Genomic DNA, 23,177 nt, shown 5'->3' with positions numbered 1-23,177 from the left:
TAATCAAGATAAACAAGAAAATTTTAAATGAAATATTATATACAAAATTTTCAGATTAGTCAATTTACTATTTTCAATTCCACTTTCCTTTACTATTTTCCGAAAACTTAATAATTATCCCTTCAAAATTTCTAAGGAAACAAAAAAGACCCCCATTTGGAGGTCTAGTGCTTATTTTTTTCCGTAAATAATTTATCTTTTAATTCGTCCTCGCCAGAGCCTTCTGCTAATGGAACATGAGAACGATAAGCCGCACGACAGATTAAATGTCCGGCAACTGGAGCTGTAACGAAGACGAATAGAATACCTAAAATTAAGCGGACGCTAACATAACCATCGTGCACCCAAAAGTAAATAAATGTACCTAATAAGCAAGTTAACACGGATAACGTGGAGCTTTTGGTAGCAGCATGTGATCGCGTATAAACATCTGGTAAACGAATCATGCCAAATGCGCTAATAACACTCACAACAGAACCGATCAGAATTAGGATGACTGCCGCCCATTCAATCATTTGATTTACGTTCAACAATCACACCTCTTTCAATATATTTTGTAAAGGCAATAGTCCCAATAAACGCTAAAATACCTAATATAAGAATAGCTTCTAGATAAGCCTTTGTTTTTAATATAATCGAAACAATCGCAATAGCGGATAGAAGATTTACACCAATTGTATCAAGAGCAATGGCTCGGTCAGGCATAGATGGGCCACGGATAACCCGATATAACGACAGCGCGATGGAAATACTAAAGAAGGCGAGAGCCAGAAGTAAAATATTCTCTATCATTAACGTGTCACCTCCATTATTGCTTGTTCAAATTTCCCAATAGAGCGAATGACAGCATCCTTAGACTGCTCGATGTCCATGGCATGAATATAAAAGACATCGCCCTCTTCAGAAACTTCCATGACGACAGAACCGGGTGTTAATGTTAGCAGTAATGCTAGTGCCGTAATCTCCCAATCTCCCTTGAGTGCGGTTTTATAAGTGAAAATACCAGGCGTAATGTTTAGCTTTGGTGTAGTAATTTGTTTTAATACACTATAGCTTGATAAAAACAGCTCCCAATTAAATAGCCATAATAACTTGATAATCGAAAAGACTCGCCGCAAGTAAAATTGAGTGCCATAAAAGCGGTGCATCGCATATAATATGCCCATTCCTACGATAAACCCCATTAAAAACGTTGAAAATTGTGGTGTCACTTCATCTTGCAAGAGTAACCAAAGTGCTGCGATAAATAAATTTAAAATAAACTGCATCGCCATTATTTATTCACCTCACCTTGCCATTGTTCACCATCAAGAACAGCATCTATATAGATAGATGGTGTATATAACGTTTCTGCTGCATCGGTGACAAAGGGAGCCAATTTCTCAGCCCCGATTCCTAAACTTATAGTACATGCAGCTAGTAAAGTTAACGGCAGTATCACACGTTTGGGTAAAGGCTTTTCATCCTCCAAGCTAATAATGGTCTCGCCAAAAAAGGAGGAAAGAAAGATCCGCAGTAATGAATACAAAACAATTAAACTAGAGAAAAATCCTAGACCTAATAGAACAAAATTGCCGCCCTCTATAGCACCCTGTCCAATTAAAACCTTTCCTAAAAAGCCACTCAATGGCGGGATACCCGCTAGTGAACACATAGCTAAAAAGAATAGCCAGCCAAAGAACGGATAGTTCCGAATAAGCCCACTCATTTTATCTATGACCGTTTCCCCAGTTACATAAATCATCATACCGACAGCTATAAATAGCATAGCCTTTGCCACCATATCATGCATTAAATAATAGACAATACCCTGTAAGGCGGACTCTGTACCCATTGCTAGGCCAGCTACTATAAACCCAACACCAATTAATACATTATATGAAGCGATTGTTCTAACATCACGCCCTGAAAGAGCACCAATACAACCAGCTACAATTGTAATACCGGCCATTATGCCAAGTGCCATATGTGTGACTTCCGTATTATTTGGGAAAAGCAATGTAAATGTCCTTACAAGTGCATAAATCCCAACCTTTGTTAATAAGGCTGCAAATAAAGCAGCGATGGCTGTGGGAGGTACACTATAAGAGCCTGGTAACCAGAAGAATAATAACAGTCCGGCCTTTAAGCTAAAGACGATTAAGAAAATGAGTGCCACTGTTGTAATAAGGGGATTAGCACCTGCCTCCATCACACGCACAGAAATATGGGCCATATTTAATGTACCGACTGTTCCATAAAGAAAAGCCAATGCCACTAAGAAAATCCAAGATGCAACAATATTAATAAGCACATATTTTAATGCTTCTCGAAGCTGAATTTTTTCCCCACCTAAGCTAATTAGGGCATATGACGCCAGCAGCATCACTTCAAAGCATACAAATAAGTTAAAGATATCTCCTGTCAAAAATGAACCGTTAACACCAGCTACCATAAGTAAGGTAAACGGATAAAAATACATTTTTTCATATCTTAATTCCATTGTAAAAATTGCATAAAGCATACAAATAACCGCTACAAGATTTGCCACTAACACGAGTAGTGTAGCGAAGGAATCTGCCACAAATGAGATACCAAAAGGCGGTGCCCAGCCACTAAAGTCAATGCGCATGATCCCCTGTTCTTGAATTTCTACTAATAAAATAACACTAATAATAACGATAAAGCTTAATGTCAATAAACTAATAATACGTTGTAAAAAGACATGCTCTTTTAAAAACACCAGTAAAATAGCCGTAATTACTGGGACTATTAATGGTAAAACAATCATATTACTCATCCGGCGTACCCCTCAATTCATCAAGATTCCCTGAACCATTTGTTTTGTACGCTCGATAGCCTAAAACGAGAACAAACGCAGTCACAGCAAAACTAATAACAATAGCTGTTAGAATTAGGGCTTGCGGTAATGCATCTGTATAAGGCCCCTCTGATTCACCTAATAATGGGACATCCCCTTTTTTAAGACCTCCCATTGTTAGAATCAGCAAGTGGGCAGCATGTGATAAAACAGCAGTACCTAAAATAACACGTAATAACTGTTTAGAGAGGATTAAGTACGTTGCAACAGCTACTAATATACCTACTAAAACAAGTATCAAAGATTCCATCAGCTACTCATCCTCACTTATGCTTAAAATTATTGTCACGACAACACCAACTACCGTTAAAGCTACACCTGCTTCAAAAATGGTTACGGTTGAAAAACCCATTTTCCCGAAAATCGGGACATTTATATACGTATAGGCCTGTGTTAGAAATGGTACATCAAAAAACAAAGAACCTATTGCCGTACTTGTCGCAAGCAAAACACCAAGAGCTGCAACCTTTTTAAAGTCAAACGGCATTCCCTTATGCACAGTCTCTATATCGTAAGCAAGATACAATAAAACAATGCCAGAAGCTAACACGAGGCCGCCAATAAAGCCACCACCTGGAGCATGATGTCCTGCAAAGAACAAATACACGCCAAGTGTTAAAATAATGAAGACGACTGCCTTAGTGACTGTCCGTAGTATCACATCATTAATTTTCATAATCTGCTTCCTCCTTTCGAGGCTTAAGCTTTGTTAGTGTATAAACCCCTAAGCCAGCAATAAGAAGCACAACAACCTCAAGCATTGTATCAAAGGCACGAAAATCCCCTAAAATTGTATTAACAATATTTGAACCACCTGCCAACTCGTAGGCATCATTAAAATAACTGGAAACAGGCTCAAATTGCTCGTAGTGCACAACAGCTAGACCAACCATTGTGACTGTTGCGCCGACAAATATAGAAATCATGGCTTTAGACCATTGCACCCTTTTGCGAGGTGCCTCAGGCATTAAATCAGGTAAATACTTAAAGCATAAAAGGAATAATGCAGTTGTTACGGATTCTACAACTAATTGTGTTAGCGCTAAATCTGGTGCGCGGAAAATGACGAAGAAGAAGGCAATTGAATAGCCTAATACGCCATTTAATAGCATAGCTGTAACACGACCCTTTGCAAAAATCATCCAAACCGCAGCGAATACCATAACAAATACAAGAATTAATTCGTATGATTCAATGGTAGAGTCCATATCAAAATTAAAAGTCATTGCGTCTGACCAAATAAAATAACCAGCAATAAGTGCAACAAAAAATACATATATATAGACAAAATAATGTGTTAAATTACCTGTCATATATTTGCGAGTAAGCTTCTCTGAACCACTCTCACTTATTTCTATCATTCGATTGTAGTACGTATTAAACGTATACTTTTGTGAAAAAATTCGATACACCGGCTTCCAGCTTTTCAATGTCTTGAATAAAATGAATCCAAGCACAATGACTCCTAATGTCATTAACAATTCCGCATTAATTCCATGCCAAGCAGAAATATGTGGTGTTAATTCATAGGTTGTTGGGAATGTAGGATAAATACTTGCCATAGCAGGCTCTAAAATATAATGGCCTAACACGTTTGGGAAGAAAAAGATACCGACTACTAACAGGCACAAAACAATTGGTGATAGGAGCATACCCAATGGAGCTTCATGTGGTTTTCTATCCATCTTCTCAGGCTGTAGTTTACCCAAAAATGTTCGACTAATTAAAATCAAACTGTAGACAAAGGTAAAGATACTGGCTACCCACGCTACTAATGGGAAAAATAACCCTAAATCAGCAATGGAAAAGGCCTCTACATCCCGAATAGCCAAGACCGCTGCAAAGAACATTTCTTTACTCAAGAAACCATTAAATGGTGGTAATCCTGCCATTGAAAAGCTGCCAATGACTGCGATTGTAAATGTGATAGGCATTAAGGACATTAAGCCACCTAAACGGCGAATATCCCGCGTCCCCACTTCATGGTCGACAATCCCGACCATCATGAATAAGGCTCCTTTAAAAGTGGAGTGGTTGATGAGATGAAACAATGCCGCAAAACTTGCTTGTGTATATACAATAGAGTCTTTCGTGTAGCCATAGTAATGACCAACAGACCCTAGACCGAAAAGACTCATAATTAAGCCTAGCTGACTTACCGTTGAAAAGGCTAATAGCGCCTTTAAATCCGTTTGGCGAACCGCATTAAATGACCCCCAGAAAAGTGTAACAAGACCAATGACACTTACTAGCCAAAACCAAATCGCTTCTCCTCCAAAAACTGGAGAAAAACGGGCAACTAAATAAATACCTGCCTTTACCATTGTGGCTGAGTGTAAGTAAGCACTAACTGGTGTTGGCGCTTCCATGGCATCAGGTAGCCAAATATGAAATGGAAATTGTGCAGATTTTGTAAAAGCACCTAGTAAAATTAAGATTAATGCTGGAGTAAATAGGGCATGATCACGGATAACCCCTACATGAGCTACAATGTCCCGAATACTAAATGTATCAGCAGCTACATAGAGCATCAGGAAACCCGCAAGCATAGAGAGACCGCCAAATACTGTGATCATCATTGCTTTTTTAGCACCTGCACGTGATGCCTTTCTATGATGCCAAAATGCAATTAATAGGAATGATGACACACTTGTCAATTCCCAAAATGTGTATAATACCATTAGGTTATCTGAAAAAACAACGCCAAGCATAGCGCCCATGAATAGTAATAAATAGCAGTAAAAATGGTGAAGAGATTCTTTCGTTGACAAATAAAAAATAGAATATAAAATGACTAAACTACCTACACCTGTAATCAGTAAGCCAAAAATCATACTGAGCCCATCTAGGTATGTTGTAATATTTATATTAAAAGAGGGAATCCACTCATATGTATGGATAAATGTTTTACCTCCGGCAATTTGAGGAATATAGCGCGTAAGTAAAAGAAACAAGATGAATGGAACAGAAAAAACAAACCAGCCAAGATGTGTTATATGCCTTAGTCGCCTATACAGCAATGGGATAAGTGCAGCACAGACAAATGGCAAAAGTATCGCGATAAGTACTGTAACCAAATGAAAACCTCCTACTATCAAAATCATCAAGCAAATTTTTGTGGTATTGGAATGGTAAATGCTAAGATTATAGCAATTTGTTTAAGCTAACATATCAGATTTATTCTTGAAATTTTGCAAATGGAAAGTGTTGGGGTGTTAAAGTGTCTTGTCATTGGTATGTTTAGTTATTTAGTCACCTCTAACCCGATGCAAGCCTAAATAACTTGTGGAAATTCAGATAATTTATACAGTTACAACTCAATTATATCAGCATTATAAAGACACTTGACTATCTATTTAACACACTGCATAATAGTGTGGCATATGAAATCAATTTAGCATAGATGCACGTAATGCATAAATTAAATAACTTTAAATTATTGATATAAGCTTATTACTTCAAGGGTTTTCCAATATATTTTCGTTAACTTTTATACATTTTTAAGTATACAATATAAATGAGCATAATGCACTGTAACAGCATCAATTTTAGCTGTTTTAGGATATTTTTTTATAATTAACAGTGAAATTAACAAAATACCAACAGATAAGAGGTGTACATTTTTTATGAGGCATGTAAAAGGGCGTTTAGACGAAAGTATATTAGTTTGTGTTTACTATGGCTTAAATGGTGAGCGTTTGATACGTAGAGGACACAAAATGGCGACAATGCTAGATTGCCCACTCTATATTCTTTCAGTTGATTCGCAACCCCTTGATGCATTTGACGCTGAGAAATCTAGTTACATTGAGCAATGGGAAAAGTTATCAGACGAACTTGAGGTCGAAAAATTTATATTGCAAGATAATGAAAAACGCCCCATTCAGAAAGTCATTGCAGAAGTCGCGAAAAACTATGGCATTTCACAAATTATTGTAGGTCAAAGCGCACAAAGCCGTTGGGAAGAGATCACTAAAGGATCGTTCCTTAATGTACTGTTAAAAGAAGTTCCATTTGTAGATTTTCATATTGTTGCTGTTCAACGTCCTACTGATGATGATGCAAACGAGACATACGAAAAAGGTGTTCGTGCTTATTTAATCAAAGAACAGGAAAACTTTAAAGTAGCATTTACATGTCCGAAATACGTATCCATCGAAGGTATCTTCTTCAAGGAAATCGGCACAGATTTTGATAATGGTGTCTTTAAATTCACTTACAACGATAAAATGCATGAGGTTCATATTTCAGAGGGCTATGTGATTGATCAAGAGAAGCTTCCTGCGGAATTTTTATCCCCATTAAGACAATAAAAAAAACGCGCTCCTCTTTTTAAAGGATGCGTTCACACTGTTGACAAATGCCATCGGGAAGTTTACTCTCGATGGCATTTTGTCATTTCAATTTAACTCTTTGGACTGAGATTAATCACAATTTGACTGTAGTGGAAAACTTTATTTCATTGTAAAAAAACTGTAGGCAAACTCAATTTTTTGCGTTCGCTACCGTCAGGATATGTTTTTACTAAGCTGCTGAAGATGCTGGCTTATCCTTCGGTAGGAAAAAGGCAATTAACAATAATAACGGCAATAATGAGACGACCATCATTGTAAAATCAATACCTTTGTGGTCCATTAAAACACCAATAACCATGGCTCCAATGGCCCCCATACCAAAGGCAAAGCCAGTTGTTAAACCAGCCATTGTGCCAATTTTAGATGGAACTAGCTCTTGTGCGTATACCACCGTTACAGAGAAGCTAATCATGATCAATGTACCAATGATCACTAAAAATATCATAGCAGCCCATAACGGTACATAAGGCAATGCTAGGCAAAATGGCATTGGTACTACAACGGAAAGAATAATGACATTTTTTCTTCCAATACGATCCGACAAAGAGCCTCCGAAAAATGTCCCTACTACCCCAAATGCCATGAAGAGGAAAATAAGGATTTGTCCTAGACGAAGATTCACATCATAATGATCCATTAAATAAAACACATAGAAACTAGTTATATTTGTTGTATAAAATGATCGTGCAAAAATAATCGTAAATAGTAAGGTTAAAGCTACCCCTACCTGCTTCTTTGTTAGTGGTGGCAATGTCGAAACCAACACCCGTTTTTTCTTCGCTGCACGCTCTTGCTCTAATTGCTTTTTATACCATCTTGCAATCTTAGTTAATAGAATAATACCGAATGTTGCCGCTACTAATACAATCGCTGCACCTCGCTGACCGAAAATATCAAATATATAGGCGCTAATTAGTGGGGCAAGCGCTTGTCCTGAGTTTCCCCCAACTTGATAAATCGATTGAGCAAGTCCTCTTTTAGAACCTGCTGCCATAAAGGATACTCTAGAACCCTCAGGGTGAAATATTGCTGAACCGAAGCCTAAAAATAATACCGCAATAAGAATAATCCAATATTGAGTAGTAAAAGCAATTATTGTAATAGCAATAAAAGAACTTACCATACCTATTGGTAAAGCATAGGGCATTGGCTTTTTATCACTGACAAACCCTACAATAGGCTGTAATGCAGACGCAAATATATTTAAGACAAATGATATGAGACCAATTTGTGTGAAGGTAAGTCCTAGCTCACTTTTAAAAATTGGAAACATAGCTGGAATAACAGCTTGCATCGTATCATTGATAAGATGAGCAACACCTATCAAAATCATAATTGGGTAGATTGGATTTGCGACATTTATTTGATTATTCATGCTGCCACCTCGCTCTATTTAGTTTTTGTTATTGACGATTGTCGCATACTATTAACTATTTTGCACAAGCTATGTTTCGACAGCTGTAAAAGGAGTTGATGTATGCATGGAAAGCTTTATTCATGCTAACTTTTGGGAAATGATTCTTCGAACAACACTTTCATTCTTTATATTACTTATTTTGGCGCGTATTCTTGGAAAGAAGCAATTGGGCCAATTAACATTTTTCCATTATATTACTGGTATTACATTTGGATCAATTGCTGCAGAAATTGCCTCACAGGAGGAAACACCCTTTTTAGATGGAATAATATCGCTTGTCTGGTGGAGCGCCTTAACCTACTTAATGACGATTATTACGATTAAATCCAAAAAAGCTCGTGTACTTATTGATGACAAACCTACCATTGTCGTACAAAATGGACTTATTTTAGAATCTGCCTTAAGGAAAAACCGTTTGCATATGGACGAGCTGACAATGATGCTACGTGAGCAAGCCATCTTTTCTGTACAAGATATACACTATGCGTTACTTGAAACAAATGGAAAACTAAGTGTCCTGCAAAAAACTTCCGAACAAGTTGCCACAAAGCAGGATGTTAAGGCAGATGTTACCCCACCTACTTATCTGCCTACAGAGGTTATATCAGATGGTCAACTTATCAAGGAAAACATTGTTGAGCTTGAATTAACAGAGGACTGGGTAATGAAGAAGTTGAAAAAACAAAATGTACATTCCGTTGAAGATGTCTTTTTTGCACAAGTTCAAACAAATGGGTCATTATACATTAGCTTAAAAGATAAAGCGAGACATTCAAGCCCGTAAATGCTTGTCTCGTTTTTTTAATCAATTTTTACAATATCTAACGGTGTAATGATTCCTATTAATTTTTGATGTGGTTTGCCATGCTCAGTGATTAGTAATGCCTCAAAACGCCTACCCCTTTCCACACCTTGTTTAAAAATCTCTTCTGCTTGATATATCGTTATGTACCTGCTAACAAATTTGTAATTCACCCTATTTTTCTCATGCATTAAAATATCATGCAACGTAGGAATCCCTTTAGGTAAATAGTCGCCACCCATCTTAGAGGCAAGCCAATTCGTGATTCCTACAGTTGTAATAAGGCCTCTAAATTGTTTATTAAAATAAACGGGAAACTGCGTATATTTTCGTTGGTGAATAACCTTTAACACATGTTTAAGGGAATCATTCTCTTGAAAAACTAATACTCTCTTTCTGAACATTTGCCCGACAAGAGTAGGCTTAGCGAGCGTAGCATCTATGTATTCAATTCTTTCAACTACATCCGTATGTGGTTCTGCAATTACATAGTTAATAGAAGTACGATGATGGACAATTGCATTTCGCAAATCAGCGTATGACCGTAAATCATCTTCGTATTTCTTCACTAATACCTCTTTTTTCTTCGCTTGATCAATGAGTCGATAAAAGGGCGTAAAATCCTTTATACCTACAATATCTCGTAATCTATGGTCTATTCGATTAAATGCTGTCAGGAAACGATCGGAATTTTCAGTCTCCACTTTTAAGTACCTTCTTTCTTAGTAACTTTATGTATTTTCCGAGTTATTTGACAAATTTTTAGTTACACAACCATTATATTCCTAATTTATGAATATTCCAAGAACGCAGTTTTTGCTGTCATTTATTTTTACATTCTCCCTTGAAAGTTACGTTATTACGAAGAAAATGGACTATTTTTCCCAGCAAGTAAGACAAATGATGGACATAGGGTTTACAGTGAGCATGAATTAAATTTAAACATTAGGATTCAAATTAAAGGAGATAAGGAAATTCAAGCGCTTCTTAATACTACATGGGAGTGGGAGGCAAGCATAGATCAACAACTTGCTTTTCTTATAGTGGAGCAAAGGATTCTAGAGGGCTATTCGGTATTAAAGAACACTTCAGCCATTGAAAGAGAGCTTGAGGGCATATTTTAATTGTATATAATATAATAAATTTGTAATTAACTGTACTTTTAAGGAGGCGTTGTCGATGAGAAATTATTTATACTTGATTGGGCATAAAAACAAGGGGATAGCGTTTCAATAGCCCATAAACTACGTGTTTCCCCTTCAAAGGGAGAGTACCAAATTGAAGGAAATTTGTTTAAAGCCTATTGACAAAAGTAATTGGGAAGAAGCAATTAGATTATCTGTTAAAGAGGAACAACAAGCATTTATTGCATCCAACCTTTATTCTATCGCAGAAGTTCAGTTTCTAGATAATTTCTTTGCAAAAGGTATTTATCTTAATAATAAAATGATAGGATTTACTATGTTTGGAATAGACCCTGATGACAATAATTATTGGATTTATAGACTAATGATTGACGAAGAATTTCAAGGTAAAGGTATAGGCAAACAAGCTATATATCTGGTTATAGAAGAGATAAGGAAAAATAATCATGCAAACATTCCTTTTATTATGATTGGATATGATCCTAAAAATCTTACAGCAAAATTTGCCTATAAAAGAGCAGGATTTATTGAGACTGAATTATCATCTTGGGGAGAACAATTAGCTAAGTATTCCTTGTAAGCACATGAATTTACCATAATGACTAATAGTCTTTTTAAAGTAAATTTGATCAATCATTTTTCAAAATACGCTCTTTTCTATGATCTTTATCAACGTTATTAGGATCATGCTCTTTGTTGGGCTTATCCTGCTTATTAATGGTGGAATACTCTAACACAAAAGGACGGAAAAATCAGTACGTACCAGATTTTCCGTCCTATATTTTCTAAATTTTAGTCATAGCTGCATTTTTTTTCATCATGATGATTCCCAAGCAAATACAAAGAATTATCAGTGCTAATGTCATGATTAAACTCCACCAGTAATCAGACATCTCCATTGTTCCACGAACTAGTAAAGGTCCATAGTTTGCTAGCTTCCAAGGGGATATAGTCCAGAATAGGCCTACTACCATATCGACTATTTGTCCGCCAAAGATAACCGTAAAGGCACATGTAGTAGCTATAATCGTTTTAAAACTAGCGCTCATCATTAATGTGACAGCAATTACAAATATTAACCAAACATAATACGTACAAAAGCTCGCAAGCAAAGGTCCAATTTCTAATGTTCCATATAGAATACTAGTGTAATACACACTTGCTGCAAAGCCTGCTAAAATACTCACAAAACAAACTGCACTCATCACAATAAATTTACTCATAAAATAGGCTCCAAAGGAAATCGGCCTTACATATAATAAGGTAGCCATACCACTTGCACGTTCTTTACTTATGATCCCCACAAAAGAAGCCATTATCACCAATAACCCTATCGTTTGAAACTGTCCTATAGATGCCTGTAATAGGTCAACGGGCATTAATTCGGGCATCAACATTTCAAAGCCTTCTGGCACATTTCCAACAGCATTTAAAATATCCATTATATAATAATTTATTAGGGGGTCATTCATTCCCAGCAGTGCAAACACAAGAGGTATCCACAAAAATTTCCAGCTTCGCCATGCCTCTCTAAATTCCTTTTGTAGAAGTACATTGAATCCTCTCATGCTTTTTTCGCCACCTTCATGAAAATTTCTTCCAACGATGCTGTTTGTCGTTCTACCTTTCTTATTGTATAAGGACAATTACTTAAACGATGGAGCAGCTCCCTCATCGTTGGCTCCTCATTCAATATCTCAATATATACATAACAGCCTACTACATGATCAGTCGAGCTTGCAAAAAGCTTTGCCTCTTCCTCACTAGAGAACTCAACTATATAATTTTGCTCATCAAAACGTTGTCGTACCTCTCGTAATGTTCCTTGCTCTACTAGTTTTCCATTTTGTAAGAATAACAACTGATCCGTCATTTCTTCCGCATCGTTTAAAATATGCGTTGAATATAAAATGGTTGTCTCTTGTTGTAAGCCTTTTAATAAATCAAGAACCTCCCTACGACCAACAGGGTCTAATGCTGAAACAGGTTCGTCTAATAACAGTAATTTTGGCTTATGCACAATTGCCTGGGAAATACCAAGGCGTTGCCTCATCCCACCAGAAAAAGTATCTATTTTTTTATGTTGGGCATTTCCTAGCCCGACAAACTCTAATGTTTTTTGCGCTTCTAATTTAGCATTTTTTGCTGATACACCATTTAACCGAGCAGCCATCTCAGTAAATTCTAATGCGCTTAGCCAAGGATGAAACTGTGGATATTGGGGTAAAAAACCTATATTTTCACGTAAGTCCCCATTTAGCATTTTCACACTTCCAGCAGTTGGTGTTAAGAGCCCTGTTAACATGGATAATGTGGTTGTCTTACCTGCACCATTTGGCCCTATTAACGCCGTTGAAGTCTTTTCCTCTAACATAAATTGAACATCATCTACAACATTGTGCTCTGCAAATCGTTTGGTCAAACCAGTTACTTGAAGTAATGTTGTCATGCCTGCTTTCTCCCAACTATAAAGTACGCAATTGACCCTATTATATTTGTAAATAAAATAATAAATACCCATAAAATTTTAGGTCCATTTGTTGCATGTGTTTTTCGCAAATCAATAAGTGCTACGATCATTAATATTAATTGAACGACGATGAGCGGTGCTATCACTGCCCATGGAACTTTTGCTAATTCCTCCATCATACAGATCACCCCATTAGTTGTTATACATTAACTATAACAATTTTGTTCTAACATGTATAGAACAAAATTGTTGTTTTTTTCAAACTCTAAAACAGCTCTCCTAAATATTCTCGCTATTTTTCAAAGGATAATGTAGTCTCTTATTTATCTTCTATACGCGCTGTTTCTCTTAAAAACAAAAAAGATGTACCTTAATCAGTACATCTTTACCTTTATTTATAAAGTTTTTGTAGAGCCTCTTCCATTTTAGGACGAATTGTTACTTGTGGACGAGCCTTTTTGACCGCTGCCTCCGCTTCCTCTAGGGAATTAGCCAGCCCTAGCTCTATTAGCGCAGCAGTAGCTGCTACACCAGCACGACCACCGCCACTTCCACAGTGAACATACACCTTCTGTCCTGCCTCATAGGACGAAGCAATTTCCTTAGCTACATGCTGAATAGATGATGCTACCGCAATTTCTTCATCTGCAATTGGCATATGCTTGTATGAATAAGAAATGGCCCCTTGCTCTTCTGAAGTAAGTCCCTGCACACGAACATCTATTACAACATCTACAGCTTCTTGCTCAAAAGCCGTCTCTGCATCTTTTGCACCACCAAAGAAGATTTGATCCTTTACTAAAACATCATAGTTTTTTTCCATATTGGTCACACTCCATAGGATTATTTCAGTAAATGCTTAATATCCTCGTAATATGGTAAAGCCGTTAAAGCTCCTGCCTTTGTTGCTGCAAATGCTCCTAATTTATTGCCGAAGCTTGTACAGCGAACAAGCTCTTCTTTTGTTGTAGGTAAGCCATTGTAATGAACATCACGTAATACCCCTGCCATAAATGCATCCCCTGCACCAGTAGTATCCACAGGTATCACTTTTTCAGTTGGTACATGGATGACCTCTCCATTCAGCACGGCATAAGTGCCATTTTCTCCTACTGTTACTAAAATAATAGGCACTAAATAGCTACTTAATTGTTCAATTCCTTCTTCTAAACTAGTCGTTTCCGTCAGGAAGAATAACTCATCATCTGTTACTTTTAAAATATCTACATCCTCAAAAAACGACGTAATTGTTTCTCGACAAATTTCTTCACTACTCCAGCGTAATGGACGAATATTCGCATCCATCGCAATGATTGCACCTTTGTCCTTCGCCATTTCTACAGCAGCTCGAGTTGTTGCTAGAGCCGTCGGGTGGAACATGGTCCCTGAACATACCGTTAAAGCAGAAGCATGTTTAAATGCGGCTTCATTTAACTGTAGTGGCTCCACTTGTAAATCAGGTGTTTCATCCACATAATCTTTAAAAATTCGTTCACAGGCTTCTGTCAAATGCACATAAACACCGCTTACTCGCTTAGCTGGGTCAAATATGGCATAGTCCAGCTTAACACCTTCCTCTACAAGCCCATCACGCACAAACTGAGAACCCTCATCATCCCCTGTAATTGTAATTAAGGCAGAAGGCGCCCCAATTCGGCTAATACCTGCTGCAACATTCACTGTTGCACCACCCATATATTTTGTAAATGATGTATTTGTTACATCATCAGCAATATAGTCAATAAATGCATCTCCATAGACTAAAATAAAATCCTTATCTTGCTTCGTCATGATTGTCCTCCTGAAAGTCTAGTCATTATAGATTAACACGAAAATTGTCATTCTATAAAGGTTTAACTTTTGAGAGTATGTCCGAAAATTTGTGTCATCCATTAACTTTGTTATACTTGCCTATAGAAAGGTAGGGATTTTCAAGATGAGTATTACAATTCGACAAGCGCAACCACAAGATGCCCATGCCGTTGTGCCTTTAATTATTGATGCGATTGGTGATATTGCTAATCGTTTAACTGGCGAGCAATCGACAGAAGCTGTTCATCAAGAACTGACAACTCTTTTTCAGCGAGATGACAATCGACATTCTTATTTAAATACCTATGTCGCTACGGAAGATGGGCAAATATTAGGAATTCTCGTTTATTATTACGGCTCACATGCCATTGTTATGGACGCTAACCTAGTGAAATGGTTAGAGGCTAAAAATGCTCCATCCATCATCGTCGATCAAGAAGCCCACGAAGATGAAGCTTATATCGATACGGTTTGTGTAACACCAGAAGCACGAGGTAAAGGCATTGGCACATTACTTTTACAATATGCTGAAGAGCTGACAAAGCAGCGTGGCTATACAAAGTTATCCTTAAATGTAGAAATTCAAAAAGAAGATGCTCGTCGTCTTTATGAACGTTTAGGCTTTGTTATAACTGAACCATGGTCCATTATCGATGAACCATTTCATCATATGGTGAAACAGTTTTAGGAAGTGAAGATTGTATTGAAGAAAACAAATTTAATTTATCCTCTTTTGATTGTCATTGCCTCTAGTAGCTACGGAATTTTGTCGACTATTGTCAAAGTAGCGATGCAGCATGGCTTTACATCTGCTGAGGCTGTATCGAGCCAATATATTATTGGCTTTATACTCGTTTTAGTTATGTTTATGTTGACAGATAGAAAACTACCTAAGCCATCTAAAAAAGGCATATTTATATTATTATTCGCTGGTATTTTTACCGGGACCACAGGTATAGTGTACGGAGAATCTCTCAAATATTTACCCGCTTCTCTTGCGGTAGTAATGCTGTTCCAATTTACATGGATTGGTTTGTTAATTGATTGTGCTCTACATAAAAGATTACCAAGTCGACCTGAAGTAATTTCTATCATCATCTTATTTGTAGGAACGATTTTAGCTGCCGGGGTTTTAAATGTTGATTTAAGTGGAATCCCTCTCCAAGGGTGGTTATTCGGCTTTGCTGCTGCCGTTACCTTTGCCTGCTTCATTCAATTCAACTCTCGACCAGTAGAAGGTGTTACAACCACATCAAGGGTATTAATTGTTTCCTTTGTAGCCCTTATGATGATTAGTATTTTCTTAAGTCCAGAAGTGATTTGGAACGGCAAATTGTTTATGGAAGGCTTATGGAAGTTCGGATTAGCCCTCGGTTTATTCGGTATCATTTTACCTATATACTTATTCTCCATTGCCATTCCGAAAATTGGTGGTGCACTCGCGTCCATCTTAAGCGCGATCGAATTACCTGTTGCGGTTACCGTTTCCGTTATTGTCCTACATGAACCTTTAACTGCATTGCAAATTATGGGGATTGTTCTAGTAATAGTTGGTATGTTATTGCCGACAATTATTGCACAAAGGCGACAAAATGATAGCTTATTGGATGTACAAACTTAAACAGCTAGACAACTCCTTAAAAATGGAAGTATTCCTTTTTAAGGAGTTTTTTTGAATGTTACTGAAATCCCGTTGCTAATGGATTGGCACTTCGTTATGATAAAGGAAAAAGTAATTTTTTAAAAATTCTAACATTAAAGTTACCCCTTCGTATTATACTGCACTATGTAAGTACCTTACTTTAAGAAAGGGGAAGTGGATGAAAAAAACACATATTCTTAGTTTTTTCCTTGTGTTTATATTGTTTGCTTTAGCCGCATGTAGCGGGAATGATGACCAAAAAACTACAAATGATGCTGCCAATAACGATAAAACGACAGATGGCGACAAAACAGAAGTAGCGGCAACAACGCCATCCGGTAAGCTTGTTATTTACACAGGGCGTGACGAAGAAATGGTGCAAAATGTAATCGACCAGTTTAATAAAAAATATCCAGACATTGAAGTAGAGTTTCTAACAATGGGAGCCCAGCAAATTTTAGAGCGTTTACGTGGCGAAAAGGCTAATCCTCAAGCTGACTTTTGGTGGGGTGGCACACAATCAGCCCTTATCGTTGGGGCAAATGAAGACTTATTACATGCCTGGCAGCCTAGCTTTATCGACTCTCTTGATGCTACACATAAAGATGTAGAAGGCCGCTGGTTTGGAGAGATGCTGCTACCAGAGGTCATTATGATCAATAGTGATTTATTGACAAAGGAAGATGGACCACAGGATTGGGATGACCTCCTGGATTCTAAATGGAAGGATCAAATTTTAATTCGGGGCGTGCTAGCTTCAGGTACAATGCGCACCATATATTCTTCAATGATTGTACGACAAGATGCCCACTCACCTGATAAAGGCTATGAATGGCTATTAAAATTAGATGCTAATACGAAGGAATATACGCAAGATCCTAATGCTCTGTACTTAAAGCTAACACGACAAGAAGGCAGTGTCTCCTTGTGGAATCTACAAGATATTTTATTAAAAAAATACACAACTGATTATCCCTTTGATTATATTTATCCAAAAAGCGGAGCACCTATTTTGGTAGATGGTGTTGCAGTTGTCAACCATGCGAAAAATCTAGAGAATGCCAAACTATTTGTCGAATTTTTATTTGAAAAAGAGATGGTGACACAATTAGCAAATGATTATTATCAAATTCCTACACGATCTGATATCGATAAGGCCTCCATGCCTGAGTGGTATCAAGAATTAGATTTAAAAACATTCGATATAGACTGGCAGCAAATGTCTGACAAAGAGACTGAATGGATGGAATACTGGGATAACAATATTAAAGGCCGTGGTAAATAAGTATTCGGGTGAAAATCCAGCTTTTTTAGTGGATTTTCATCTACAATCTCATCCCCTATATAGCTATGAATCCTTTGTTAGAGAGGAGCTTTTTATTGAAAAGAGTCACAATCGAAAATGTCTCGAAGCAATTTGGTCAGTTGTATGGTGTGAAAGATGTAGATCTCGAAATAAAAGCTGGTGAATTCTTCACTTTTCTCGGCCCTAGCGGCTGTGGCAAGACCACTACATTAAGAATGATTGCTGGTTTTTATTATCCTACTAAAGGTAAGATTCTATTTGATGAACAAGATGTCACTCGGCTTCAGCCCAATAAACGCAATATCGGTATGGTATTTCAAAACTATGCCCTTTTCCCCCATATGACTGTTGATGAAAACATCGCATTTGGTTTACAGGTTCGTAAATTTTCTAAAGCAGAGATCCAGCACAAGGTTGATCGAATTAGAGGACAAGTAAAACTGTCAAATTACGGAAACAGAAAAATAAATGAGCTTTCTGGTGGGCAACAGCAGCGGGTAGCTTTGGCTCGAGCACTAGTCATTGAGCCAGATATTTTATTACTTGATGAACCATTATCCAATCTAGATGCAAAATTACGTGAGGAAACACGTATTGAAATCAAACGCATTCAATCTGAGCTTGGTGTCACGACGATTTATGTTACCCATGATCAAATGGAGGCCATGGCGATGTCTGACCGAATCATGGTCATGGAAAACGGCTATATCAAGCAAATTGGGACTCCTCAGGAAATATATCACCGACCTGTAGATCGCTTTGTAGCTAACTTTATTGGCGAAACCAATTTAATTGAAGGCACAATAGAAGCAATGGAAGACGAAGAACTACAGGTGAAAACAGCAAATGGACATATTTTTACTGGGCGAAAGCAACAGAGCTCTCCAGCATTAACGCATATGATTGGAGACAAAGTATTTATTTCAATTCGTCCAGAATCTATTCATTTAGGGACTGGGGATAATACATTAACAGGAAAAATAACCTTTGTTGAATTCACAGGCATTAGCGTCAATTATATTGTAGATTGTAACGCCTTTTCCCTTAAAGTAATGCTTATTAATTCTTATGACCAAATAAAAAAGATTGGCGAGGATATTACCATTACTATTTCACATGACTCGCTGTATTTTTTAGGGGAATAGGAGGAAGCCAATATGAAAAAGCAAACTGCCAATGCTTCTCAAGAAAGTATACGGACACGAATTTTTCATTCCAATTGGTTTATCTATGTATTAATATCGCCATTATTTTTAGTGTTGTTCGCCTATGTCGTCTATCCCTTCTATCAAACATTTACTCAAAGCTTTGCTGGGGATGAACGGTTCCTTCACTATAAAAAATTTTTCAATTTAGCAAGCCCAGCAAATTTAGAGGCTTTGTGGACCAGTATTTATATTTCTATTATTAGCGTCCTATGCTGCGCTATCGTTGGGGTAACTATGGCTTTTTTACTTGAACGCTATAACTTCCCTGGGAGACGAATACTTGCCATTTTAGTATTGGTCCCTATGGCACTCCCCCCCCTAGTCGGTGTGCTATCCTTTTCCTTTTTATACGGAGATAGTGGTATTTTCCCTCGAATCTTTCAGCATTTATTCGGCTTAGATCATGTACCTTTTTCATTGAAAGGCATTTGGGGAGTCATCGTTGTTCATACTTTCACCATGTATACTTATTTTTATTTAACCGCATCAGCTGCCATCAAGGGGCTAGACCCTGCTCTTGAGGAAGCTGCAACTAGTTTAGGTGCAGGGCGTATTCGCGTGTGGACAAAGGTTATTTTACCCATGCTGACCCCTTCCATTGTTGCCTCCTCCTTATTAGTGTTTATGATATCCATGGCCTCTTACACAGCACCCTTAATGTTTGGTGTGGAACGAACTATGACCATGCAAATCTACTTATCGCGCACTAATGGCAATCTTGAGATGGCCGCAACTCAGTCGATGATACTGTCATTTGTCTCTATTACATTTTTAATTATAATGCGTTGGTATCAAAATCGCAGAAATTATCAAAATCTCAGTAAAGGGATCAGTGTCCACCGCTCGGAGGTATCCTCCAAGAAAATAAAAATAGCGGCAACTATTGCCTCCTTTATCGGCACTTTGATTTTGATTTTACCAATATTAGTGCTGATATTAATATCCTTTTCTGTTGATGGGGCATGGAAGACTCAAATACTCCCTACAGACTATACAATGGATCATTACATGGCCCTTTTTACCGATGAGCGTACATGGCGACCTATTTGGAATTCTATACAGATGGGTATCGTCGCAACATTTGGCAATATTATCTTTGGTGTTGCCGCCGCTTATGCGATGGTCCGTTTAAATTTTAAAGGAAAGACATTGCTCGATATGTTAATAATGGTACCTTGGGCTTTACCAGGGACAGTTGTGGCAGTCAATTTAATCGCCGCCTTTAGCACGGAAAACATCTTTGCCTTTAATCAAGTATTAATCGGTACATTTTGGATTTTGCCATTAGCCTATTTCATCCGACATTTGCCACTTGTTTTTCGGTCAACATCTGCCTCTCTTGTACAACTGGATCCGTCAATTGAAGAGGCATCACGGGGATTAGGAGCCAATTGGTGGTATACATTTAGACGTATCGTCGTACCATTAACATTCACCGGAATATTAGCGGGGACACTATTAGCCCTAGTACAAAGCTTTGGTGAATTTGTTGCATCCATCCTTATATACAGTACATCTACTATTCCATTGTCTGTTGCTATATTTCAAAAATTGTATGCATTTAAATTTGGGACCGCCTGTGCCTATGGTGTTTTACAAATTTGCTTAATTTTAGTTGTCCTTATTATTTCTGAAAAACTATCAAAAGGCAGTGCTGGTACAGCTATTTAACTGCTAATCTATTAGGAGGCCATGATAATGTTTGAAGATTTTCGCAACAAAACGCAGCAGGAAGATGGGATGATTTTCCCTTCTAACATCTATCGGAAAATTGTGTTACAGCCAGCTTATGAAGAGGCAAAGAAAAATTTTCTAACTATTATGCTGCAAATCAATATAGCTCATTTAAAAATGTTAGAGGAACAAGGACTTGTTAAAAAAGAGGAAGCGAAACAGATTGGGGCAGCACTAAAGAAAATAGATTTAAATTATTATCGTTTAGAAGATTATAGCCCCCAATACGAAGATTTATTTTTCCGCATTGAAAATAAATTAATAGAGCTTGCTGGTGATGTTGCTGGAAATCTTCATATTGGACGAAGTCGTAATGATATGGGCATCGCCATTTATCGTATGACACTCAGACAAAAATTGCTGCTATTAATGCGAGAGTTACTAACATTGCGAGATGATTTAATCGCTGCAGCTGAAGAGCATGTAGATACTATTATGATTGGCTACACACATACGCAGCAGGCTCAGCCTACAACCTTTGCCCATTATTTAAAGGCTGTCATCGACCAGCTTGAACGAGATTTTGAGCGCATGCAGCACGTCTATAAAACTGTTAACCGTAGCAGTATGGGGGCTGCAGCCTTAACTACAACAGGGTTTAATATAAACCGAGAACGAATGCGCGATTTGTTGGCATTCGACGATATTATCGAAAATGCGTGGGATGCAGTGGCAGGGGCTGACTATATTGCTGAAGCAGCAAGTATTGTACAGCTTGCGGCACTCAACCTTGGTCGTACCTCACAAGATTTTTTATTATGGGCTACCCAGGAGTTCAATGCCTTCACACTCGCAAGTCCATATGTTCAAATAAGCTCTATTATGCCCCAAAAGCGTAACCCTGTTTCAATTGAGCATACCCGTTCATTACTATCGGCTGTTGTTGGAGATGCAAGCACTGTGTTACAGATGGTACATAATACACCGTTTGGAGATATTGTAGATACTGAGGATGATATGCAACCCTATTTATGGCGTGCCATCGACCGCTTAGTTGGGATTTATAAATTATTTGGCTCACTTGTTGTCACAATGGATGTGAACAAAAAAAAATTAAGAAATCGTGCAGAGAATAGCTTTGCTAATGTTACCGAGCTGGCTGATACATTAGTACGTTCAGAGGATATTTCCTTCCGCCAAGCACATAGCATTGTTAGTAAGTGTATTAAAGTATTACTTGCACATAGTGAGGAATCACTAGCAAGCCTTACATGGGGACTCGTTAATACGCAATCTAAATTAATTACAGGAAAAGAATTAAATATTTCAGAAGAGGACTTTTATAAAACCTTACAACCAGAATCTTTTGTTGGTGTTCGTACACTACCAGGTGGTCCAGCTCCAGCCACAATGAAAGCGGCACTTGAACAGGCAAAAATGAATACGAAAAATCTTTATGAATGGATTCAATTAAAGGAAAACTCCATTATTGAAGCGGAGAAAGAATTAACAGTCTTTCTTGAGGAATGGAGCCAATGATGAAATGGCTTCTAGTTATTGATGGCGGTGCGACAAAAACGGCATGTGCAGTCGTTCACGCAGAAACTGGTATTATGGAATATTCAGCTTCAACAAAGGGCTCCAATTATCAAGCCATTGGTATGGAAGCAGCTACAGCAATATTACAAGAGCTTTTAGCAAAGGTAGATACTTTTTTACAAAAACATGCCGGCTCTCAAATTGCTGTAGCTACCTTTGCCTTAGCTGGTATTGATTCACCAAAAGACAAGGAAATGGTTACAGCCATTATTCAAAATGCCCTATCAGCCACACAGCTTTCTATTGCTAATCTTATTATTGAAAATGACGCTGAAGCCACACTACTTGGGGTGACCGCTGGACAGGCAGGTGCATTACTTATTGCTGGAACAGGAGCTATTGCTTACGCCTATGATGGACAGCAAATGGTTCGTGCTGGTGGATGGGGACACCGAGCTGGGGATGAAGGTAGCGGTTTTTGGCTAGGGCAAGAGGTGGTAAGAGCCATCTTTAAAATGGAGGATGGTCGAGGTGAGACAACCATTTTAAAGGAGGCTGTCTTTCATTCTTTAGGTATACAAAATGTAACCGAGCTGGCTGAATGGTTATTTCATCCATCCTATACAAATGCACAGTTAGCCAAAATGGGATCATTTGTTGCTCAAGCCGTTGAACAACAGGATGCTTGTGCCATTCATATATCCCGACAGGCAGCTCAAGAATTAGCTTTTTTAGCAAAAGCCGTCTTAAAAAAAGTAGGCTATCAGAATGGACTGTTTCCTCTATATTGTAATGGAGGTGCCATCAAGCATAATCCACTTATTTTAAAAACATTTACAGATATTTTAGCATTAACCTATCCGCAGGTTTCCATTTCTCTTTGTGAGCAGCCACCAATTGCTTATTTAATTGAACGAACAAAAAGGGCCTCTGACTGTTTATAAGTC

24 protein-coding genes and 1 pseudogene are annotated in these 23,177 nt (G+C 37.7%); 11 read left to right on the top strand and 14 right to left on the bottom strand.

Translation table 11 applies throughout. The annotated features are described in order from the left end of the window. Nucleotides 1–164 precede the first annotated feature (164 nt). The 7 genes from A2J09_RS19710 to A2J09_RS19680 are packed head-to-tail and all read right to left on the bottom strand — an operon-like array spanning nucleotide 165 to nucleotide 5,937. Entirely contained in the window at nucleotides 165–530 is a 366-nt protein-coding gene (locus tag A2J09_RS19710) for a Na+/H+ antiporter subunit G (RefSeq protein WP_036160595.1), read from the bottom strand. Beyond that, nucleotides 508–792 carry a Na(+)/H(+) antiporter subunit F1 gene (locus A2J09_RS19705; protein WP_025116881.1) on the bottom strand — a complete coding sequence of 95 codons (285 nt, stop codon included), beginning with the start codon at nucleotides 790–792 and terminating at the stop codon, nucleotides 508–510. The genes A2J09_RS19710 and A2J09_RS19705 overlap by 23 nt, the downstream gene beginning before the upstream one ends. Beyond that, nucleotides 792–1,274: a Na+/H+ antiporter subunit E gene (locus tag A2J09_RS19700; protein WP_012292439.1), complete on the bottom strand. Its 483-nt coding sequence runs from the start codon at nucleotides 1,272–1,274 to the stop codon at nucleotides 792–794. Before A2J09_RS19700 ends, A2J09_RS19705 begins: the two co-directional genes overlap by 1 nt. Then, nucleotides 1,274–2,779, bottom strand: coding sequence for a Na+/H+ antiporter subunit D (locus tag A2J09_RS19695; protein WP_036160591.1), 1,506 nt, complete (start codon nucleotides 2,777–2,779; stop codon nucleotides 1,274–1,276). Before A2J09_RS19695 ends, A2J09_RS19700 begins: the two co-directional genes overlap by 1 nt. Then, complete coding sequence (locus A2J09_RS19690) at nucleotides 2,772–3,110, bottom strand: Na(+)/H(+) antiporter subunit C (RefSeq protein WP_012292437.1); 339 nt, start codon at nucleotides 3,108–3,110, stop codon at nucleotides 2,772–2,774. Before A2J09_RS19690 ends, A2J09_RS19695 begins: the two co-directional genes overlap by 8 nt. Before the next feature lie 3 nt (nucleotides 3,111–3,113). Continuing rightward, nucleotides 3,114–3,536: a Na(+)/H(+) antiporter subunit B gene (locus A2J09_RS19685; RefSeq protein ID WP_012292436.1), complete on the bottom strand. Its 423-nt coding sequence runs from the start codon at nucleotides 3,534–3,536 to the stop codon at nucleotides 3,114–3,116. Further along, entirely contained in the window at nucleotides 3,526–5,937 is a 2,412-nt protein-coding gene (locus A2J09_RS19680; protein ID WP_171821081.1) for a Na+/H+ antiporter subunit A, read from the bottom strand. Before A2J09_RS19680 ends, A2J09_RS19685 begins: the two co-directional genes overlap by 11 nt. A 549-nt stretch (nucleotides 5,938–6,486) precedes the next feature. Here A2J09_RS19680 and A2J09_RS19675 point away from each other — a divergent pair. Continuing rightward, a complete protein-coding gene (locus A2J09_RS19675) occupies nucleotides 6,487–7,173 on the top strand; it encodes an adenine nucleotide alpha hydrolase family protein (RefSeq protein WP_012292434.1) in 687 nt (228 codons plus the stop codon). Nucleotides 7,174–7,384: 211 nt separating this feature from the next. On the opposite strand, the gene A2J09_RS19670 is transcribed toward A2J09_RS19675, so the two are convergent. Beyond that, a complete protein-coding gene (locus A2J09_RS19670) occupies nucleotides 7,385–8,590 on the bottom strand; it encodes an MFS transporter (RefSeq protein WP_012292433.1) in 1,206 nt (401 codons plus the stop codon). 106 nt (nucleotides 8,591–8,696) lie between these two features. Here A2J09_RS19670 and A2J09_RS19665 point away from each other — a divergent pair, with 106 nt between their 5' ends. Further along, nucleotides 8,697–9,416 carry a YetF domain-containing protein gene (locus A2J09_RS19665; protein WP_012292432.1) on the top strand — a complete coding sequence of 240 codons (720 nt, stop codon included), beginning with the start codon at nucleotides 8,697–8,699 and terminating at the stop codon, nucleotides 9,414–9,416. 17 nt (nucleotides 9,417–9,433) lie between these two features. On the opposite strand, the gene A2J09_RS19660 is transcribed toward A2J09_RS19665, so the two are convergent. Beyond that, complete coding sequence (locus A2J09_RS19660; protein WP_012292431.1) at nucleotides 9,434–10,138, bottom strand: CBS domain-containing protein; 705 nt, start codon at nucleotides 10,136–10,138, stop codon at nucleotides 9,434–9,436. Nucleotides 10,139–10,297: 159 nt separating this feature from the next. Here A2J09_RS19660 and A2J09_RS24695 point away from each other — a divergent pair. Further along, nucleotides 10,298–10,558, top strand: a pseudogene (locus A2J09_RS24695) (MerR family transcriptional regulator); the annotation flags it as partial. A 154-nt stretch (nucleotides 10,559–10,712) separates the two neighbouring features. Continuing rightward, nucleotides 10,713–11,159 (top strand): GNAT family N-acetyltransferase, encoded by a 447-nt coding sequence (locus tag A2J09_RS19655; protein WP_012292429.1) that lies wholly within the window; start codon nucleotides 10,713–10,715, stop codon nucleotides 11,157–11,159. 205 nt (nucleotides 11,160–11,364) lie between these two features. Here the strand turns inward: A2J09_RS19655 and A2J09_RS19650 are convergent, their stop codons facing one another. From A2J09_RS19650 to A2J09_RS19630, 5 genes are all read right to left on the bottom strand, one after another. Further along, on the bottom strand, nucleotides 11,365–12,147 hold the full coding sequence (locus tag A2J09_RS19650; protein ID WP_012292428.1) for an ABC transporter permease: 783 nt from the start codon (nucleotides 12,145–12,147) through the stop codon (nucleotides 11,365–11,367). Further along, entirely contained in the window at nucleotides 12,144–13,028 is an 885-nt protein-coding gene (locus A2J09_RS19645) for an ABC transporter ATP-binding protein (protein ID WP_012292427.1), read from the bottom strand. The genes A2J09_RS19650 and A2J09_RS19645 overlap by 4 nt, the downstream gene beginning before the upstream one ends. Next, nucleotides 13,025–13,228: a PLDc N-terminal domain-containing protein gene (locus tag A2J09_RS19640; protein WP_012292426.1), complete on the bottom strand. Its 204-nt coding sequence runs from the start codon at nucleotides 13,226–13,228 to the stop codon at nucleotides 13,025–13,027. Before A2J09_RS19640 ends, A2J09_RS19645 begins: the two co-directional genes overlap by 4 nt. Nucleotides 13,229–13,440: 212 nt before the next feature. Further along, nucleotides 13,441–13,872 carry a protein-tyrosine phosphatase family protein gene (locus tag A2J09_RS19635; protein ID WP_012292425.1) on the bottom strand — a complete coding sequence of 144 codons (432 nt, stop codon included), beginning with the start codon at nucleotides 13,870–13,872 and terminating at the stop codon, nucleotides 13,441–13,443. A gap of 20 nt (nucleotides 13,873–13,892) precedes the next feature. Next, nucleotides 13,893–14,840, bottom strand: coding sequence for a carbohydrate kinase family protein (locus A2J09_RS19630; protein WP_012292424.1), 948 nt, complete (start codon nucleotides 14,838–14,840; stop codon nucleotides 13,893–13,895). A gap of 145 nt (nucleotides 14,841–14,985) precedes the next feature. Between A2J09_RS19630 and A2J09_RS19625 the strand changes: the two genes are divergently transcribed. From A2J09_RS19625 to A2J09_RS19595, 7 genes are all read left to right on the top strand, one after another. Continuing rightward, entirely contained in the window at nucleotides 14,986–15,549 is a 564-nt protein-coding gene (locus A2J09_RS19625) for a GNAT family N-acetyltransferase (RefSeq protein WP_012292423.1), read from the top strand. A 15-nt stretch (nucleotides 15,550–15,564) separates the two neighbouring features. Beyond that, nucleotides 15,565–16,482, top strand: a complete 918-nt coding sequence (locus A2J09_RS19620) for an EamA family transporter (RefSeq protein WP_036160588.1) — start codon at nucleotides 15,565–15,567, stop codon at nucleotides 16,480–16,482. Between the two features lie 199 nt (nucleotides 16,483–16,681). Next, nucleotides 16,682–17,788, top strand: coding sequence for an extracellular solute-binding protein (locus tag A2J09_RS19615; protein ID WP_012292421.1), 1,107 nt, complete (start codon nucleotides 16,682–16,684; stop codon nucleotides 17,786–17,788). Nucleotides 17,789–17,883: 95 nt separating this feature from the next. After that, nucleotides 17,884–18,954, top strand: coding sequence for an ABC transporter ATP-binding protein (locus A2J09_RS19610; protein ID WP_036160587.1), 1,071 nt, complete (start codon nucleotides 17,884–17,886; stop codon nucleotides 18,952–18,954). Between the two features lie 12 nt (nucleotides 18,955–18,966). Then, on the top strand, nucleotides 18,967–20,688 hold the full coding sequence (locus tag A2J09_RS19605) for an ABC transporter permease (RefSeq protein WP_012292419.1): 1,722 nt from the start codon (nucleotides 18,967–18,969) through the stop codon (nucleotides 20,686–20,688). Nucleotides 20,689–20,715: 27 nt separating this feature from the next. Then, a complete protein-coding gene (gene argH / locus A2J09_RS19600; RefSeq protein WP_012292418.1) occupies nucleotides 20,716–22,230 on the top strand; it encodes an argininosuccinate lyase in 1,515 nt (504 codons plus the stop codon). Further along, entirely contained in the window at nucleotides 22,227–23,174 is a 948-nt protein-coding gene (locus tag A2J09_RS19595; protein WP_036160585.1) for an N-acetylglucosamine kinase, read from the top strand. Before argH ends, A2J09_RS19595 begins: the two co-directional genes overlap by 4 nt. Nucleotides 23,175–23,177 lie beyond the last annotated feature (3 nt).

The sequence above is a fragment of the Lysinibacillus sphaericus genome, from assembly GCF_001629735.1.
GTDB classification, from domain to species: domain Bacteria; phylum Bacillota; class Bacilli; order Bacillales_A; family Planococcaceae; genus Lysinibacillus; species Lysinibacillus pinottii.
The sequence above is the reverse complement of the archived record's forward strand: the minus strand, read 5'-3'. Positions and strand labels throughout refer to the sequence as shown.

What these genes read in the sequence shown, in the direction of transcription:
- A2J09_RS19700 (WP_012292439.1), bottom strand. Translation starts at nt 1,274, where the DNA reads ATGGCGATGCAGTTTATTTTAAATTTATTTATCGCAGCACTTTGGTTA.
- A2J09_RS19705 (WP_025116881.1), bottom strand. Translation starts at nt 792, where the DNA reads ATGATAGAGAATATTTTACTTCTGGCTCTCGCCTTCTTTAGTATTTCC.
- argH (WP_012292418.1), top strand. Translation starts at nt 20,716, where the DNA reads ATGTTTGAAGATTTTCGCAACAAAACGCAGCAGGAAGATGGGATGATT.
- A2J09_RS19625 (WP_012292423.1), top strand. Translation starts at nt 14,986, where the DNA reads ATGAGTATTACAATTCGACAAGCGCAACCACAAGATGCCCATGCCGTT.
- A2J09_RS19665 (WP_012292432.1), top strand. Translation starts at nt 8,697, where the DNA reads ATGGAAAGCTTTATTCATGCTAACTTTTGGGAAATGATTCTTCGAACA.
- A2J09_RS19640 (WP_012292426.1), bottom strand. Translation starts at nt 13,228, where the DNA reads ATGATGGAGGAATTAGCAAAAGTTCCATGGGCAGTGATAGCACCGCTC.
- A2J09_RS19690 (WP_012292437.1), bottom strand. Translation starts at nt 3,110, where the DNA reads ATGGAATCTTTGATACTTGTTTTAGTAGGTATATTAGTAGCTGTTGCA.
- A2J09_RS19615 (WP_012292421.1), top strand. Translation starts at nt 16,682, where the DNA reads ATGAAAAAAACACATATTCTTAGTTTTTTCCTTGTGTTTATATTGTTT.
- A2J09_RS19650 (WP_012292428.1), bottom strand. Translation starts at nt 12,147, where the DNA reads ATGAGAGGATTCAATGTACTTCTACAAAAGGAATTTAGAGAGGCATGG.
- A2J09_RS19595 (WP_036160585.1), top strand. Translation starts at nt 22,227, where the DNA reads ATGATGAAATGGCTTCTAGTTATTGATGGCGGTGCGACAAAAACGGCA.
- A2J09_RS19670 (WP_012292433.1), bottom strand. Translation starts at nt 8,590, where the DNA reads ATGAATAATCAAATAAATGTCGCAAATCCAATCTACCCAATTATGATT.
- A2J09_RS19645 (WP_012292427.1), bottom strand. Translation starts at nt 13,028, where the DNA reads ATGACAACATTACTTCAAGTAACTGGTTTGACCAAACGATTTGCAGAG.
- A2J09_RS19685 (WP_012292436.1), bottom strand. Translation starts at nt 3,536, where the DNA reads ATGAAAATTAATGATGTGATACTACGGACAGTCACTAAGGCAGTCGTC.
- A2J09_RS19635 (WP_012292425.1), bottom strand. Translation starts at nt 13,872, where the DNA reads ATGGAAAAAAACTATGATGTTTTAGTAAAGGATCAAATCTTCTTTGGT.
- A2J09_RS19695 (WP_036160591.1), bottom strand. Translation starts at nt 2,779, where the DNA reads ATGAGTAATATGATTGTTTTACCATTAATAGTCCCAGTAATTACGGCT.
- A2J09_RS19630 (WP_012292424.1), bottom strand. Translation starts at nt 14,840, where the DNA reads ATGACGAAGCAAGATAAGGATTTTATTTTAGTCTATGGAGATGCATTT.
- A2J09_RS19605 (WP_012292419.1), top strand. Translation starts at nt 18,967, where the DNA reads ATGAAAAAGCAAACTGCCAATGCTTCTCAAGAAAGTATACGGACACGA.
- A2J09_RS19675 (WP_012292434.1), top strand. Translation starts at nt 6,487, where the DNA reads ATGAGGCATGTAAAAGGGCGTTTAGACGAAAGTATATTAGTTTGTGTT.